Annotated in this window: 12 protein-coding genes; 5 read left to right on the forward strand and 7 right to left on the reverse strand. The window is 73.0% G+C overall.

All coding sequences use genetic code 11. From position 1 onward, the window contains the following. Positions 1–80: 80 nt before the first annotated feature. Together ACZ6CZ_RS02945 and ACZ6CZ_RS02950 are read right to left on the reverse strand one after the other, a co-directional pair. Positions 81–692, reverse strand: a complete 612-nt coding sequence (locus ACZ6CZ_RS02945; RefSeq protein WP_469013801.1) for a DUF305 domain-containing protein — start codon at positions 690–692, stop codon at positions 81–83. Positions 693–712: 20 nt separating this feature from the next. Then, on the reverse strand, positions 713–1,393 hold the full coding sequence (locus ACZ6CZ_RS02950) for a DUF3105 domain-containing protein (protein WP_469013803.1): 681 nt from the start codon (positions 1,391–1,393) through the stop codon (positions 713–715). A gap of 447 nt (positions 1,394–1,840) precedes the next feature. On the opposite strand from ACZ6CZ_RS02950, the gene glnA reads away from it, so the two are divergent. Both glnA and ACZ6CZ_RS02960 read left to right on the forward strand, forming a co-directional pair. After that, positions 1,841–3,202: a type I glutamate--ammonia ligase gene (gene glnA, locus ACZ6CZ_RS02955; RefSeq protein WP_469013805.1), complete on the forward strand. Its 1,362-nt coding sequence runs from the start codon at positions 1,841–1,843 to the stop codon at positions 3,200–3,202. A 127-nt stretch (positions 3,203–3,329) separates the two neighbouring features. After that, positions 3,330–3,683 carry a hypothetical protein gene (locus tag ACZ6CZ_RS02960; protein WP_469013807.1) on the forward strand — a complete coding sequence of 118 codons (354 nt, stop codon included), beginning with the start codon at positions 3,330–3,332 and terminating at the stop codon, positions 3,681–3,683. A gap of 21 nt (positions 3,684–3,704) precedes the next feature. On the opposite strand, the gene ACZ6CZ_RS02965 is transcribed toward ACZ6CZ_RS02960, so the two are convergent. From ACZ6CZ_RS02965 to ACZ6CZ_RS02975, 3 genes are read right to left on the reverse strand one after another with little or no spacing between them, the layout of a single operon-like run. Beyond that, positions 3,705–4,724, reverse strand: coding sequence for a TolB family protein (locus ACZ6CZ_RS02965; RefSeq protein ID WP_469013809.1), 1,020 nt, complete (start codon positions 4,722–4,724; stop codon positions 3,705–3,707). Further along, positions 4,721–6,058, reverse strand: a complete 1,338-nt coding sequence (locus tag ACZ6CZ_RS02970; RefSeq protein WP_469013810.1) for an MFS transporter — start codon at positions 6,056–6,058, stop codon at positions 4,721–4,723. Before ACZ6CZ_RS02970 ends, ACZ6CZ_RS02965 begins: the two co-directional genes overlap by 4 nt. Before the next feature lies 1 nt (position 6,059). Next, a complete protein-coding gene (locus ACZ6CZ_RS02975; protein WP_469013812.1) occupies positions 6,060–6,947 on the reverse strand; it encodes an alkaline phosphatase family protein in 888 nt (295 codons plus the stop codon). Between the two features lie 214 nt (positions 6,948–7,161). Between ACZ6CZ_RS02975 and ACZ6CZ_RS02980 the strand changes: the two genes are divergently transcribed. Together ACZ6CZ_RS02980 and ACZ6CZ_RS02985 are read left to right on the forward strand one after the other, a co-directional pair. Then, entirely contained in the window at positions 7,162–8,220 is a 1,059-nt protein-coding gene (locus ACZ6CZ_RS02980) for a DUF72 domain-containing protein (RefSeq protein WP_469013813.1), read from the forward strand. A gap of 193 nt (positions 8,221–8,413) precedes the next feature. Then, a complete protein-coding gene (locus tag ACZ6CZ_RS02985) occupies positions 8,414–11,425 on the forward strand; it encodes a bifunctional [glutamine synthetase] adenylyltransferase/[glutamine synthetase]-adenylyl-L-tyrosine phosphorylase (protein ID WP_469013814.1) in 3,012 nt (1,003 codons plus the stop codon). Here the strand turns inward: ACZ6CZ_RS02985 and ACZ6CZ_RS02990 are convergent. Together ACZ6CZ_RS02990 and ACZ6CZ_RS02995 are read right to left on the reverse strand one after the other, a co-directional pair. Continuing rightward, a complete protein-coding gene (locus ACZ6CZ_RS02990) occupies positions 11,404–12,264 on the reverse strand; it encodes a phosphatase PAP2 family protein (protein ID WP_469013815.1) in 861 nt (286 codons plus the stop codon). The two genes, ACZ6CZ_RS02985 and ACZ6CZ_RS02990, sit on opposite strands and share 22 nt — an antisense overlap. Before the next feature lie 176 nt (positions 12,265–12,440). Further along, entirely contained in the window at positions 12,441–13,475 is a 1,035-nt protein-coding gene (locus ACZ6CZ_RS02995; RefSeq protein ID WP_469013817.1) for a LacI family DNA-binding transcriptional regulator, read from the reverse strand. Positions 13,476–13,926: 451 nt separating this feature from the next. On the opposite strand from ACZ6CZ_RS02995, the gene ACZ6CZ_RS03000 reads away from it, so the two are divergent. Beyond that, positions 13,927–15,201, forward strand: coding sequence for an extracellular solute-binding protein (locus ACZ6CZ_RS03000; protein ID WP_469013819.1), 1,275 nt, complete (start codon positions 13,927–13,929; stop codon positions 15,199–15,201). Positions 15,202–15,259: the final 58 nt, after the last annotated feature.

Here is a 15,259-nt window from a genome sequence, read left to right on the forward strand (position 1 = left end):
ACGTTCATCCAGGGCGAATTGGGGGCTTTCGTCAACACCGCCCGACGGCCGGAAACCACCGCTCGGCAACACCGGCGGTGTCAGCGGCCGGCCGTGGCGCCGCGCTCCTTCAGCATGTCGGCCATCAGCTGGATCTCCGACTGCTGGCCGTCCACCATCCCCTGCGCGAGCCGCTTCTCCACTCCCACCGTGCACCGGGCCACACAGCCCTCGGCCATGTGGACACCGCCCTTGTGATGGTTCGTCATCAGCTGGAGGTAGAGCACCTCCGCCTGCCTGCCGCTCAGCTTCTCCAGCCGGTTCAGCTCGGTGTCCGTCGCCATCCCCGGCATCAGCGCGCCGCCCTTGCCGGAGGCCATGTCGCCCATGCCCATCCAGGTCATCGGCGGCTGGGCCGACACCTTCGGCAGACCCCACAGATCCAGCCAGCCCAGCAGCATCCCGCGCTGGTTGGCCTGCGTCTGCGCGATGTCGTAGGCGAGCCGCCGCACGTCCTCGTCCCGCGTGCGGTCGCGCACGATGTACGACATCTCGACCGCCTGCTGGTGGTGCACGGCCATGTCCCGGGCGAACCCGGCGTCCGCCGACTCGGCGCCCGGCACGGCCGTACCGGCGCCCGACCGCCCGTCCTCGGCGACCGCGTAGGTGATCGCGCCGGCCGCGACCAGCACCGCCGCCGCCGTTCCCGCCACCCACCCGGCGTGCCGGTGCCTCACTTCATCGCCCCGCCGGTGCACGAGGCACCCGGCTCCGGCGTCTGCGCGCCCTGCACGTAGGTCGCGAAGAACGTGTCGACGGCCGGGTCGCCCGCGCCCTTCACCGCCAGCTGGTGGCCCCACGCCGACAGGATCAGCGGCGCGCTCTGCTTCTCGTACGGGCTCATCAGCGAGTACGGCGTCTTCTTCACCTTGGCCGCGAGCGCCGCCACGTCCGCCTTCTTCGCCTTGGCGGTGTACGTCACCCAGACCGCGCCGTGCTCCAGCGCGTGCACGGCGGTCTCGTCCTGCACGGGCGAGGTGTACACGTCGCCGTTGCAGTTCAGCCAGACCGGATTGTGGTTGCCGCCGACCGGAGGGTGCATCGGGTACGCCACCTTCGCCGTGACGTGGGTCCGCCCCAGCTTCCCGCTCCACGTCCGCACCCCGTCCTTGCCGGTCGTGAAGTGCCCCGAGTCCCCGGCGCCCTTCGCGTCCGCCGAGTCGCCCGAGGCGGCCGACGTGTCCGACCGGTGCCGCACCAGGACGACACCGCCCACCACGAGACCGGCGACGACCACGAGGCTCGCGACGACGGTGAGCACCCGGGTGCGCCGCTCGCGGGCCTGCTCGGCGCGCCGCATCTCCGCCACGCGCTCCTGGCGCGCGGTGCTGCTGGTGTTCTTGGCGGAACCCATGGCATGTGTCCTTCTGGGAAACGGACGGGACGGGTGGGGCCAGCTGATCGTAGTGGGGGCAGGCGGCGGTGCCGTAGGCCGCGTCCGCAAAACCGCGTGCGGATGGCCGACGCACGACCTGAGGACTGGCCGATATGCGGCGGTGCCAGGCCCGCCCGGCCGGTGCCCGCCGCCCCGCTCACGACTCCGCTCACGGGTCCGCTCACCGGCCCGCGGCCGTTCCCGCACGCGGCAGGCCGCCCGGCATTACGTACGGCGGCCCGAGCAGGCAAGATGGGCGGCAGAGCGGTACACCTCCCGGATGCCTGGCCTTCAGGCCGCGGACGGCCGGTCGATCATGGTCCGCAACGCGCACGAAATGGTGTTGTGGTGGGATGCTCAGGTGCCCGACCGCCTCCGGGGTCTCGGGGACAGGCGGCCTGACCAGCAAGGATGGGGAAGCGGAAGATGGACAAGCAGCAGGAGTTCGTACTCCGGACCTTGGAGGAGCGCGACATCCGGTTCGTTCGCCTGTGGTTCACGGACGTGCTGGGCTTCCTCAAGTCCGTCGCCGTGGCCCCGGCCGAGCTGGAGCAGGCCTTCGACGAGGGCATCGGCTTCGACGGCTCCGCGATCGAAGGCTTCGCCCGGGTCTACGAGTCCGACATGATCGCCAAGCCGGACCCCTCCACCTTCCAGGTCCTGCCCTGGCGCGCCGAGGCACCGGGCACCGCCCGGATGTTCTGCGACATCCTCATGCCGGACGGCTCCCCGTCCTTCGCGGACCCGCGCTACGTCCTCAAGCGCGCCCTGGCCCGCACCTCCGACTTGGGCTTCACCTTCTACACGCACCCGGAGATCGAGTTCTTCCTGCTGAAGGACCGCCCGCTGGACGGCTCCCGCCCCACCCCGGCCGACAACTCCGGCTACTTCGACCACACTCCGCAGAACATCGGCATGGACTTCCGCCGCCAGGCGATCACCATGCTGGAGTCCATGGGCATCTCGGTGGAGTTCTCCCACCACGAGGGTGCCCCCGGCCAGCAGGAGATCGACCTGCGCTACGCCGACGCGCTCTCCACGGCGGACAACATCATGACGTTCCGCCTGGTCATGAAGCAGGTGGCGCTGGAGCAGGGCGTCCAGGCGACCTTCATGCCCAAGCCGTTCTCCGAGCACCCCGGCTCCGGCATGCACACCCACCTCTCCCTCTTCGAGGGCGACCGCAACGCGTTCTACGAGTCCGGCTCGGAGTACCAGCTCTCCAAGGTCGGCCGCTCCTTCATCGCGGGCCTGCTCAAGCACGCGGCGGAGATCTCCGCGGTCACCAACCAGTGGGTGAACTCCTACAAGCGCATCTGGGGCGGCTCCGAGCGCACCGCCGGCGCCGGCGGCGAGGCACCCTCCTACATCTGCTGGGGCCACAACAACCGCTCGGCCCTGGTCCGCGTCCCGATGTACAAGCCCGGCAAGACCGGCTCGGCCCGCGTCGAGGTCCGCTCCCTCGACTCCGGCGCCAACCCCTACCTGGCCTACGCCCTCCTGCTCGCCGCCGGCCTCAAGGGCATCGAGGAGGGCTACGAACTGCCCCCGGGCGCCGAGGACGACGTCTGGGCCCTCTCCGACGCCGAGCGCCGCGCCATGGGCATCGAACCCCTCCCGCAGAACCTCGGCGAGGCCCTCACCCTCATGGAACGCAGCGAGCTGGTCGCCGAGACCCTCGGCGAGCACGTCTTCGACTTCTTCCTCCGCAACAAGAAGTCGGAGTGGGAGGAGTACCGCAGCGAGGTCACCGCGTTCGAGCTGCGCAAGAACCTGCCGGTGCTGTAGTCGCAGGTCAGGACGGTCTGAGACGCTGACGTTCCCGTGTGGCCGACCGCTCGCAGCGGTCGGCCACACGACGTCTCACGGCCCCCGGGCCGTCCCGGTCGGCTCATGCGCCCCAAGGAAGGGAACGATGAATCTCAAGGACGCCAAGGAGCAGATCGAGCGTGAGCACCCCGAACTCACCGGCGACGCCAAGGTCCGAGCGGTCAGAGCGCTGAGAAGCCAGGTGAGCCAGGGCGTCGTCGCCAAGCAGGACGGCACCGCGCAGGCCGAGGAGACGGACCAGGGGCCGTCGGTCGCCAGGTCCTGGACGTTCGTCGCCACCGTCAGCATGGGTATGGGCGCCCTGGCCTGGGCCGTGTGGGGCGCCCTGTTCGACGCCCCACGCTGGTACGTCCTGCTCTTCGGCACCCAGCTGGTCCTCGGCCTCGTGACCGTCCGTGTCGCCTACAAGCTCCGCCGGAACCGCCGCGCCCCCAGGTGACGTGCCCGCGGCGCCCGCGGGTCAGTCCAGGTAGGCCGGGGAGAGGGCTGAGGGGGTGAGGCGGCGGGGGGTGCCTGTGCCGTCGGCGGGGACGGTGTAGAGGTCGGCGCCGTAGTCGCCGGGGAGGGCGTAGGCGAGGGTGCGGGAGTCGCGCCAGACCGCCTGGTCGTCGACGCTGCGGGTCTCGGCCAGCGGAGTCTCGCGCCCGGTGCGCAGGTCGAGGACGTACAGGCGCCAAGGGGCGTCCGCGGGGAGGCCGGGGACGCGTTTCTTGTAGGCGACGCGGGTGCCGTCGGGGGAGAGGGACGGGCACTCGACGTTGCGGTGCACGGTGGTGACCGTGCGGGCGCGCAGGTCCCCGCGGACCAGGTAGGTGCTGCCCCCGGTCGCCAGCGTCGCGTAGAAGGTGCGGTCGTCCGCCGCGAAGGTGACGCCCCAGAAGTTGACGTCGGCCGCCCGGTAGCCGTGGCCGTCCTTGACGATGCGGAAGGACTCCAGGGTCGGGATCAGCGCGCCGGTCCTGGTGTCCACGATGGCCGCGCGGGTGGAGAACTTCGTACCGGCGTAGGAGTCGCCGCCCACGAACGCCGTCCACGCGGCGAAGTGACCGGTGGGGGAGACCCGGGCCCGGGAGGGGATGCCGGGGACGTCGTAGCGGGCCCGCTCGTGCAGGCGGGCGTCGAGGACCAGCGCCCGGTAGGTGTCCGAGACGGCCCCGTGCACCGCCTGGAGGCACACGCCGGTGCCGGCGGCGGCGTGGAAGCGCAGGCACGTGACCCCGGAGGCGGTGCGCGGGCCGGCGGGGTCGGACGCGGGGACCGTGGTCAGCTCGTCGCGGTGCGGGCCCCACGCCATGTTGCGGAACACCAGGCGGCCGGGGCGCGTGAGGCTCACCGTGCCCGCGGTGACCCGGGGGCCGCCCGCCTGGGTGTGCTCCCGGCGCTCCGCCCGCGCCGACGCGTGCAGGACGGACGCCAGGGCGACCGCCGCCAGCACGGCGACGGCCGACACGAGGACGAGGATGCGGTTGCGTACGGTCATGCGGTCGTCGTGCCTCTCACGTGCGGGACGTCGGGGGTGCCGGGGCCGCCCGGGGTGCCCTCGGTGCGGAGGGTGAGCGAGAACAGGGCGCACCCGGCCAGCGCGACCGCCGCGCCCGCCAGCGCCGCCCGCTCGCCCCACACCGTCCAGGCCGCGCCGAACAGCAGCGAGCAGGCGAACCGGGCCAGCGCCTGCCCGGTCTGCACGAGCGCGAGCCCGGACGAGCGCAGCGCCTCGGGCACGCTGTCCGAGGCGGCGGCCATCAGCACGCCGTCGGTGGCCGCGTAGAAGCCGCCGTGCAGGGCGAGGACGGCGTAGGGCAGGGCGCCGCCGTGCCAGGAGGTGAGCAGGAGCGCGTAGGCGAGGAGCAGCGCGCCGTGGCCGCCGAGGAAGACCCGCCGGCGCCCCACCCGGTCCGCCAGCCGGCCCAGCGGTACGGCCAGCAGCAGGAACCCGGCCGCCGTGCCCAGCGGCAGCAGCGCGAACCAGCGGTCGGGCACGCCGAGCCGGCGCTGGAGCAGCAGGTACACGAACGAGTCGCTGACCGTGGCCAGACCCAGCAACAGCGCGCAGAGCGTGATGCGGCGCAGGTCGCGGCGGCGGAGCAGGGCGAGGGCGGCCCGCAGGGTGGGAGCAGCCTCTGCCTGGGCCGGGTCCGGGGCCGCATCCGGTGCCGGGGTGCGGGCGCCCGGTACGAAGAGGACGAGTACCAGTACGCCGAGGACGGCCACGCAGAAGCTGACCGTGAACACCGCGTCGTACCCGTCCACCGTAGCCCGCAGGATGAGGAACGCCGCCAGGGGCCCGAGCAGGGCGCCCGCCGTGTCCATCGCGCGGTGCACCCCGAAGGCGCGGCCACGGGCGTCCGGGGCGCTGGAGAGGGAGATCAGCGCGTCGCGGGGCGCGGTGCGCAGGCCCTTGCCCGTGCGGTCGGCGGCCAGCACCAGGCCGATGGGGGTGAGGGTGTGCGCGAGCAGCAGCAGCGGCTTGCAGAGGGCCGAGACGCCGTAGCCGAGCCCCGCCACCCACTTGTGCCGGCCGCCGCCCCGGTCGGCGAGGTGGCCCCCGGCCAGCCGTACGACCGCCGAGAAGCCGTTGTAGACGCCGTCGAGGAGGCCGAAGCCGAGCGGGGACAGGCCGAGGCCCGTCACCAGGTAGAGCGGGAGCACCGCCGTGACCATCTCGGACGACACGTCGGTGACCAGGCTGACCGTTCCGAGGGCGAGCACGGTGGGGGCGACCGCGGCGCGGCGCCGCCCGGCGGGGGGCCGGACGGCGCCGTGCGCGGACGCCGGCGCGGGGGAGGTGCTCGCGCGGCTGTCCGCTACGTACATGTCAGGACGCCCAGATACCCGTGATGTCCTTGGCGCCGGCCGCGTTGCCCGCGTGCGTGGTCAGGCCCTGGGAGTCCTCCAGGGTGCGCAGCAGGTCGTAGTGGTTGTAGGTGGTCGACGAGGTGGCCCCGGCCGTCACCGGCTGGCCGTACAGGACCGTCGGGATGCGGTTGCCGCTGAGCCGGTTGTCCTCGTCGAAGGTGACGACCAGGAGGCTGTTGTGGGTCTTCGCCCAGGTGGCGTACGCGCCGAGGTTGTTCTTCAGCCAGGTGTCACCGGTGGCCACCGAGCAGTCGTGCATGTCGCTGCACAGGTCGGGGACCACGAAGGACAGCTGGGGCAGCGTCGAGTAGTCCGCCGGGAACTGGGCGAACGTCTTCGCGGACGACGTCGGCACGTTGCTGAAGCCGAACCAGGGGTTGTGCTTGCGGGCGTAGTCGCCGCTGCTGCACGTGGTCGAGCCCTGGCTGGGCAGGGTCTCGTTGTAGCTGGCCCAGGTGCGGCCCGCGGCGAGCTGCTCGGAGGCCAGGTTGGCGGCCGAGGAGAAGCCGGGGGTGTAGCAGCTGTCGTCGGTGATGCCCTGGGTGGAGCCGGAGAACAGGGCGAAGTAGTTGGGCTGGCTCGGGTGGGTCTCGGCGTAGGACTGGCTGAGACTGGCGCCGCCCGCCTTCAGGGAGTTGATGTAGGGCGCGCTGGAGGAGCCGATGACCTGGCTGTAGGCGTGGTTCTCGAAGACGACGACGACCACGTGGGCGGGGGTCGGCACGGCGCCCGCGGCCTGCGCGGAGCCGCTGCCGAGCCCGGTCCACAGCCCGATCGCGGCGGCGGCGAGGGCGGTCGTGGACGCAACGACGGTACGGGCACGGCGGTACACGGAACTGCCGGACACATCAACCTCCGGTGTCGGGGACGGGGCTGGCGGTGCGGTCAGAGCATGCACACGCCAATATTCCCGTGCGCCACGGGACGCAACCCGGCGGATGAAGACCACGTGAACTGCCGGCCTCCGCCCGCCGGAGGCGCCCGGTCACGGCGTGCCGGTCCCGGTATGCCGATGCCGGTCTCCACGTGCGTATCCCGGGTCCGCCGGGTACCCGCGGCCCATGGCGGACATCCTCGTGGGCGCGTGCGGCTGGACGGACCGGGCGCTGGTGACGAGCGGCTGGTACCCGCGCGGGCGGCGCGACGCCGAGGGCCGGCTGCGGCACTACGCCGAGCGGTTCCCGGTGGTCGAGGCCGACTCGCCGTACTACGCGCTGCCGAGCCCGCGCACCACCCGGCTCTGGGCGGAGCGCACACCGGCCGGCTTCCGCTTCGACGTCAAGGCGTTCTCCCTGCTCACCGGCCACCCCACCCGGCCGGCCGCGCTGCCCGCCGACTTACGGCCGGCGTTCACCCGCACCCGCGGGGCGGACCGGGCTGACCGGGTGGACGGTGTGGACGGAGGGCTGCTGGCGGAGGTGTGGGCCCGGTACGCCGAGGCCGTGCGCCCCCTGCGCGAGGCCGGGCGGCTGGGCACCCTGCTCTTCCAGTTCCCGCCCTCCCTCACCCCCGGCCCCCGGTCCGAGGCCTTCGTCGCGGCGTGCCGGGAGCGCGCCCGTGACTGGCCGTTCGCGGTGGAGTTCCGCCACCCGGGCTGGTGGCAGGGCGACCGGGGGCGGGCCACGGCCGCGCTGCTCACCGGCCTCGACGCCACCGCCGTGGCCGTCGACACCGCCCAGGGGCTGCCCACCTCCATGCCGCCCGTCGCGCCCGTCACCACCGGCCGGCTCGCGGTGGTCCGCTTCCACGGCCGCAGCCCGCACTGGGGGACCGGCAGCAAGGAGGACCGCTTCCGGCACGCCTACACGGAACGGGAGCTGACCGAGTGGCTGCCGCGCATCCGCGCCCTCGCCGACCGCGCGGACCAGGTCCACGTGCTGTTCAACAACTGCTGCGCCGATGCCGCCGTGGACGCGGCGGCCCGCATGCGCCGCCTGCTGGGCGCGACGGTGCCGCACCAGGTCCGGAAGGTCCCGGAGGCCGCACGGGTTCCGCAGGCCTCGCAGCAGCCGCTCTTCGACCTGCCCACGGAGCCCGCGGACGGGCCCGGTCACCGCGTGGGCCGGCCGGCCACCCCGGCACCCGCGCCCCGGCCCACAGGCCACCGGACGGCCACCTGATCCGCACCCCGGACCCGGCGCACCTCAGGCCCGGCGCACCGCCCGCGCCCCGGACCCAGCGCACCTCAGGCGCAGCGCAGCGCACCGCCCGCGCCCCGGCCGGCCCGGAGCACAGCCCGTCCGTCCCGGAGCCACGGCCGTACTCTCCGGTTAGGCTCTGGCCAGGACGACCTTGATCGAGGGGAGGCCGCGGATGACGCCGGGGCGCAGGAGCAGCACCTTCACGCGACTGCTGCGGCACGGCTTCACCGACGCCTCCGCCGCCGAGCGGCTGCTGGACAGCGCCGAGCTGGCCCCGGTCCGCGACGACCCGGTGCTGCTGGAGGCGCTGGGCGCCACCGCCGACCCCGACCTCGCCCTGCTGGGCCTGGTCCGGCTGCTGGAGGCGCAGCCCGGCCCCACCGCCCGCCGCGAGCTGCTGGACACCGTGATAGCCGCCAAGCCGCTGCGCGACCGCCTGCTGGGCGTCCTGGGCGCCTCGGCGGCCCTCGCCGACCACCTCGCCCGGCATCCGCGGGACTGGGAGGCCCTGGTCACCTACGAGCCCCGGGACCTGCACCCGGGGGTGGAGGAGTTCGAGCGCGGCCTGGCCGCCGTCACCGACCCGGTCTCCCTGCGCGTCGCCTACCGCCGCTGCCTGCTGTCCATCGCCGCCCGGGACGTGTGCGGCACCACCGGCGTCGACCAGACCGCCGCCGAGCTGGCCGACCTCGCCACCGCCACCCTGCGCGCCGCCCTCGCCCTGGCCCGCGCCGCCGCCCCCGAGGACGCCGCCGCCTGCCGGCTTGCGGTGATCGCCATGGGCAAGTGCGGCGGCCACGAGCTGAACTACGTCTCCGACGTCGACGTGATCTTCGTCGGTGAGACCGCCGACGGCGCCGCCGGAGCCGACGAGGGCAAGGCGATCCGGGCGGCCACCAAGCTGGCCTCGCACATGATGCGGATCTGCTCGGAGACCACCGTCGAGGGCTCGATCTGGCCGGTCGACGCCAACCTGCGCCCCGAGGGCCGCAACGGCCCCCTGGTGCGCACCCTCAGCAGCCATGTCGCCTACTACCAGCGCTGGGCCAAGACCTGGGAGTTCCAGGCGCTGCTCAAGGCCCGCCCGGTGGCCGGGGACGCCGAGCTGGGGCAGGCCTACACCGACGCCCTCGGCCCGCTGGTGTGGAAGGCCGCCGAGCGCGAGAACTTCGTCGCCGACGTGCAGAAGATGCGCCGCCGGGTGGTGGAGAACATCCCCGTCGCCGAGGTCGACCGCGAGCTGAAGCTCGGCCCCGGTGGCCTGCGGGACGTCGAGTTCGCCGTCCAGCTGCTCCAGCTGGTGCACGGCCGCGCCGACGCCTCCCTGCGCAGCGGCACCACCCTGGACGCCCTCCAGGCGCTGGCGGCGGGCGGTTACGTGGGCCGCGCCGACGCCGAGCAGCTCGACGCGGCGTACCGCTTCCTGCGCTCCATGGAGCACCGGATCCAGCTGCACCGGCTGCGCCGCACCCACCTCGTCCCCGAGGACGCGGCCGACCTGCGCCGCCTCGGCCGTTCGCTGGGGCTGCGGGCCGACCCGGTGACCGACCTGACCCGCGAGTGGAAGCGGCACACCGGGGTGGTGCGCCGCCTGCACGAGAAGCTGTTCTACCGCCCGCTGCTCGACGCGGTCGCCCAGCTCGCCCCCGGCGAGGCCCGGCTGAGCGCCGAGGCGGCCCGCGAACGCATGGTCGCCCTCGGCTACGCCGACCCGGCCGCCGCCCTGCGCCACCTGGAGGCCCTCGCCTCCGGCGTCAGCCGCAAGGCCGCCATCCAGCGCACCCTGCTGCCCGTGCTGCTGGGCTGGTTCGCCGACTCCGCCGACCCCGACGCGGGCCTGCTCAACTTCCGCAAGGTCTCCGACGCGCTCGGCAAGACGCCCTGGTACCTGCGGCTGCTGCGGGACGAGGGCGCCGCCGCCGAGAACCTCGCCCGGGTGCTGTCGGCCGGCCGGCTCGCCCCCGACCTGCTCATGCGCGCGCCCGAGGCGGTCGCCCTGCTCGGCGACGGCGACGGCAGCGGCCTGGAGCCGCGCGCCCGCGCCCACCTGGAGCAGGAGACGCTCGCCGCGGCGGGCCGCGCCGCGAACGCCGCGCAGGGCGTCACCGCGGTCCGCGGCGTCCGGCGCCGCGAACTGTTCCGTACGGCCGCCGCCGACATCGTCGGCTCCTACGGCACCGAGGCCAGCCCGGCCGAGGCCGACGAGGGCGCCCTGGTGGACCGGGTGGGCGGCGCGATCTCCGACCTCACGGCGGCCACCCTGGCCGGCGCCCTGCGCGCGGTGGTCCGCGACGGCTGGGGCGACCGCCTGCCCACCCGGTTCGCCATCATCGGGATGGGCCGCTTCGGCGGCCACGAACTGGGCTACGGCTCCGACGCCGACGTCCTGTTCGTCCACGAGCCCTGGGAGGGCGCCGACGAGCAGCAGGCGTCGGCCGCCGCCAACAAGGTCGTCGCGGAGATGCGGCGGCTGCTCCAGCTGCCCAGCGCCGACCCGCCGCTGCTCATCGACGCCGGCCTGCGCCCGGAGGGCAAGTCGGGTCCGCTGGTGCGCACCCTGCGGTCGTACGAGGCCTACTACCGCCGCTGGTCCCTGGGCTGGGAGTCGCAGGCGTTGCTGCGGGCCCAGCCGGTCGCCGGGGACGCGGAGCTGGGCGACCGGTTCATCGAGCTGATCGACCCGCTGCGCTACCCCGCGCACGGCCTCGGTGAGGACGCGGTCCGCGAGATCCGCCGCCTCAAGGCCCGGATGGAGGCCGAGCGCCTGCCGCGCGGCGCCGACCCCAAGCTGCACACCAAGCTCGGCCCCGGCGGCCTGTCGGACGTGGAGTGGACCGTCCAGCTGCTCCAGATGCGGCACGGCTGGACGCAGCCGGGGCTGCGCACCACCCGCACCCGTGAGGCGCTGTCCGCCGCCCGGGCGGCCGGGCTGCTCACCGACGAGGAGACGGCCACCCTGGACGAGGCCTGGGTGCTGGCGACCCGGGTGCGCAACGCCGTGATGCTGGTGCGCGGCCGGGCCGGTGACACCTTCCCGACCGAGCCCCGGGAACTCGCCGCCGTGGGCCGCTACCTCGGCTACGGGACCGGTCACGCGGGCGACATGCTCGACGTCTACCGCCGTACCACCCGCAAGGCGCGCACGGTGGTGGAGGACCTGTTCTACGCGGCGCCGCAGGTCTGAGGCGCCGGGGCCGGCGCCGCGGCCGCCCTCGGCAGGGCGTACGGCTGGGCGCCGTACCAGAGCCGGGCCAGGGCGAAGCCGAAGGCGAGGCAGAGGACGCCGCCGACCGCGTCGAGCCAGAAGTGGTTGGCGGTGGCGACGATCACGACCAGGGTCAGCGCCGGGTACAGCAGGCCCAGCACGCGCACCCACGGCACCGAGGCCAGCGCGAAGACGGTCAGGCCGCACCACAGCGACCAGCCGATGTGCATGGACGGCATCGCCGCGTACTGGTTCGACATGTGCTTCAGGTCGCCGGAGGCCATCGAGCCCCAGGTGTGGTGGATCATCACGGTGTCGACGAAGTGCCCGGCGTCCATCAGCCGGGGCGGGGCGAGCGGGAACAGCCAGTAACCGGCCAGGGCCACGCCCGTGGTCGCGAACAGCACCGTGCGGGTCGCCGCGTACCGGCCCGGATGACTGCGGAACAGCCACACCAGGACACCGAGCGTGATCACGAAGTGCAGTGTGGCGTAGTAGTAGTTCATGCCGACGATCAGCCAGGACACCGAGTTCACGGCCCGGTTGACCGTCGCCTCGACGGCGATCCCGAGCTGGTGCTCCGCCCGCCAGATCCAGTCGGCGTTGCGCAGCGCCTGGGCCCGCCGCTCCGGCACGGCGTTGCGGATCAGCGAGTACGTCCAGTAACTCACCGCGACCAGCAGGATCTCGACGGCGAGCCGGGGCCGGCTCGGGCTGCGCAGCCGGCGCAGCCGGCCGGGTCCGCGCCCGCCCGTGACAGTGCGCGGAACGGCCGCCTGTTCGCGACCTTCCTGCTCTGTCACGGTCGAATCAGTCATAGGCACGCAGTCTGCCAGAAAAGCGGTCTTCGACCGATCATCCCAAGGCCGGCCGGGCGCCGCACGTCCGCCCGTGAAACACCGGTGTCAGGCCGCCCGGCAGGCGCTCACGCCCCCGTCCGCGCGGGGGTGGTCACGGCCCGTCCCCCCGAAGGAGCGGCGCCGCCCGGAGCGGCTCAGGAGCGGGTGCGGTCCCCGGGGGCGGAGGCGGTCGAGCCGCGCACCACCAGCTCGGGCATGAAGACGAACTCGCTGTGCGGGGCGGGCGTACCGCCGATCTCCTCCAGCAGCGTGCGCACCGCCGCCTGACCCATGGCCGGCACCGGCTTGCGGACCGTGGTCAGCGGCGGGTCGGTGAAGGCGATCAGCGGGGAGTCGTCGAAGCCGACCACCGACACGTCCCGGGGAACCTCCAGGCCGAGCTGCCGGGCCGCCCGTATGGCACCGAGGGCCATCATGTCGCTGGCGCACACCACGGCCGTGCAGCCGCGGCCGATCAGCGAGGTCGCGGCGGCCTGCCCGCCCTCCAGGGTGTACAGCGAGTGCTGGACGAGCTTGGTCTCCACCTCTTCGGCGCCGAGGCCCACCTGGTCCTGCATGGAGCGGACGAAGCCCTCGATCTTGCGCTGCACCGGCACGAACCGCTTCGGACCGAGCGCCAGCCCGATCGTGGTGTGCCCCAGCGACGCGAGGTGCGTCACCGCGAGCGCCATCGCGGCCCGGTCGTCGGGGGAGATGAACGGCGCCTGCACCTTCGGCGAGAATCCGTCGACCAGCACGAACGGCACGCCCTGCGCGCGCAGCCGCTCGTAGCGCTGCATGTCGGCGGTGGTGTCCGCGTGCAGTCCGGAGACGTAGATGATGCCGGCCACGCCGCGGTCCACGAGCATCTCGGTCAGCTCGTCCTCCGTGGACCCGCCCGGGGTCTGCGTGGCGAGCACCGGGGTGTAGCCCTGGCGGGTCAGCGCCTGGCCGATGACCTGGGCCAGGGCCGGGAATATCGGGTTCTCCAGCTCCGGGGTGATCAGACCGACCAGCCCCTCGCTGCGCTGGCGCAGCCGGACAGGACGCTCGTACCCGAGGACGTCGAGCGCGGCCAGCACGGACTGGCGGGTGGTGGCGGCGACACCGGGCTTGCCGTTGAGCACCCGGCTGACGGTCGCTTCGCTCACCCCCGCCTGCGCTGCGATATCGGCAAGCCGTGTGGTCACGGCAATGGACTGTACCGGTCGTCTCTCGCCTTGCCCACCGACCGGACGCCGTGCGCGGCGGGCGGAGAGACGGCCCGCTGCGGGTTGCTGCGTCATCGCGCTACCTCGTCCTTCGTGATGTCGGCCTCCGGTTTTCGGCTCCTGGCGGGCGTCCTTCGCAACGAATGAGAGCGGTTACGGCACCACGCGGCAAGAGCTTGCAGAGTCTTGCACAAGTGCCGCCCACTCCGCTGAGCGGCCCCGCATCCCGGTTGCGGCGGGGTCTAGGGCAGGTCACATCCGGGTAACTCCCCGGTCGTCTTGCACTTTTTTTCTGCAAGGTCTTTCGCAACGCTTACATGGCTGTTACGTTCACGTCGCCCGCTGGCCGCAACGGCGCAGTCGGCAGTCGCAGGGGCGGCGGACGGGACCGCATCCTGCATTTCAGGGCTTTGAACTTCAAGGAGAACTCATGCGGCGTGGCATAGCGGCCTCCGCGCTGGTGGCGTCCCTCGCCCTCACGGCGACGGCGTGCGGCGGGAACGACGACAGCGAAGGCAAGTCGGACGGCCCGGTCACCATCACCTGGTGGGACACCTCCAACGCCACCAATGAGGCGCCGACGTACAAGGGCCTCGTCTCGCAGTTCGAGGCGGCCAACAAGAACATCAAGGTCAAGTACGTCAACGTGCCCTTCGATCAGGCGCAGAACAAGTTCGACACGGCCGCCGGTGCCAAGGGCGCCCCGGACGTGCTGCGCTCCGAGGTCGGCTGGACCCCCGCCTTCGCGAAGAAGGGCTACTTCCTGCCGCTGGACGGCACCGAGGCCCTCGCCGACCAGGCCAAGTTCCAGCCGAACCTGATCGAGCAGGCCAAGTACCAGGGCAAGACCTACGGCGTGCCGCTGGTCACCGACACCCTCGCCCTCGTCTACAACAAGGCCCTGTTCGAGAAGGCCGGCATCACCGAGGCCCCCAAGACCTGGGACGAGCTGAAGAGCGACGCCGCCAAGATCAAGGCCAAGACGAAGGTCGACGGCTACTGGGGTTCCACCCAGGCCTACTACGCCCAGTCCTTCCTCTACGGCGAGGGCGCCGACACCGTCGACGCCTCCGCCAAGAAGATCACCGTGAACTCGCCCGCGGCCAAGAAGGCCTACGGCACCTGGCTGAGCACCTTCTCCGGCAAGGGCCTGCACAAGGCCGACACCACCGCCGACGCCTACGCGCACATCCAGGACGCGTTCGTCAACGGCAAGGTCGCCGCGATCGTCCAGGGCCCGTGGGAGATCACCAACTTCTACAAGGGCAGCGCCTTCGCGGACAAGGCCAACCTCGGCATCGCCACCGTCCCGGCCGGCTCCAGCGGCAAGGCGGGCGCCCCGACCGGCGGCCACAACCTCTCGGTCTACGCCGGCTCGGACCAGGCCCACCAGGACGCGGCGCTGAAGTTCGTGAAGTTCATGACCTCCGCGAAGTCCCAGTCGACCGTCGCCCTGAAGAACTCCACGCTGCCCACCCGGGACGACGCCTACACCGCCCAGGTCAAGACCGACCCCGGGATCGCCGGCTTCCAGGGCGTCCTGCCCGCCGCCCAGCCGCGCCCGGCGCTGCCCGAGTACAGCTCCCTGTGGGGCCCGCTGGACACCGAGCTGCCGAAGATCGCCGGTGGCAAGGAGTCGCTGGACAAGGGTCTGAGCAACGCCGAGCTGGCCATCGCCAAGCTGGTGCCCGACTTCAGCAAGTGAGCCCGTGTGGCCGTCGGAACCTCTCCGCAGGAGGGAAGGTTCCGGCGGCCACCGCCCT

The organism is Streptomyces sp. NPDC041135, assembly GCF_055592085.1.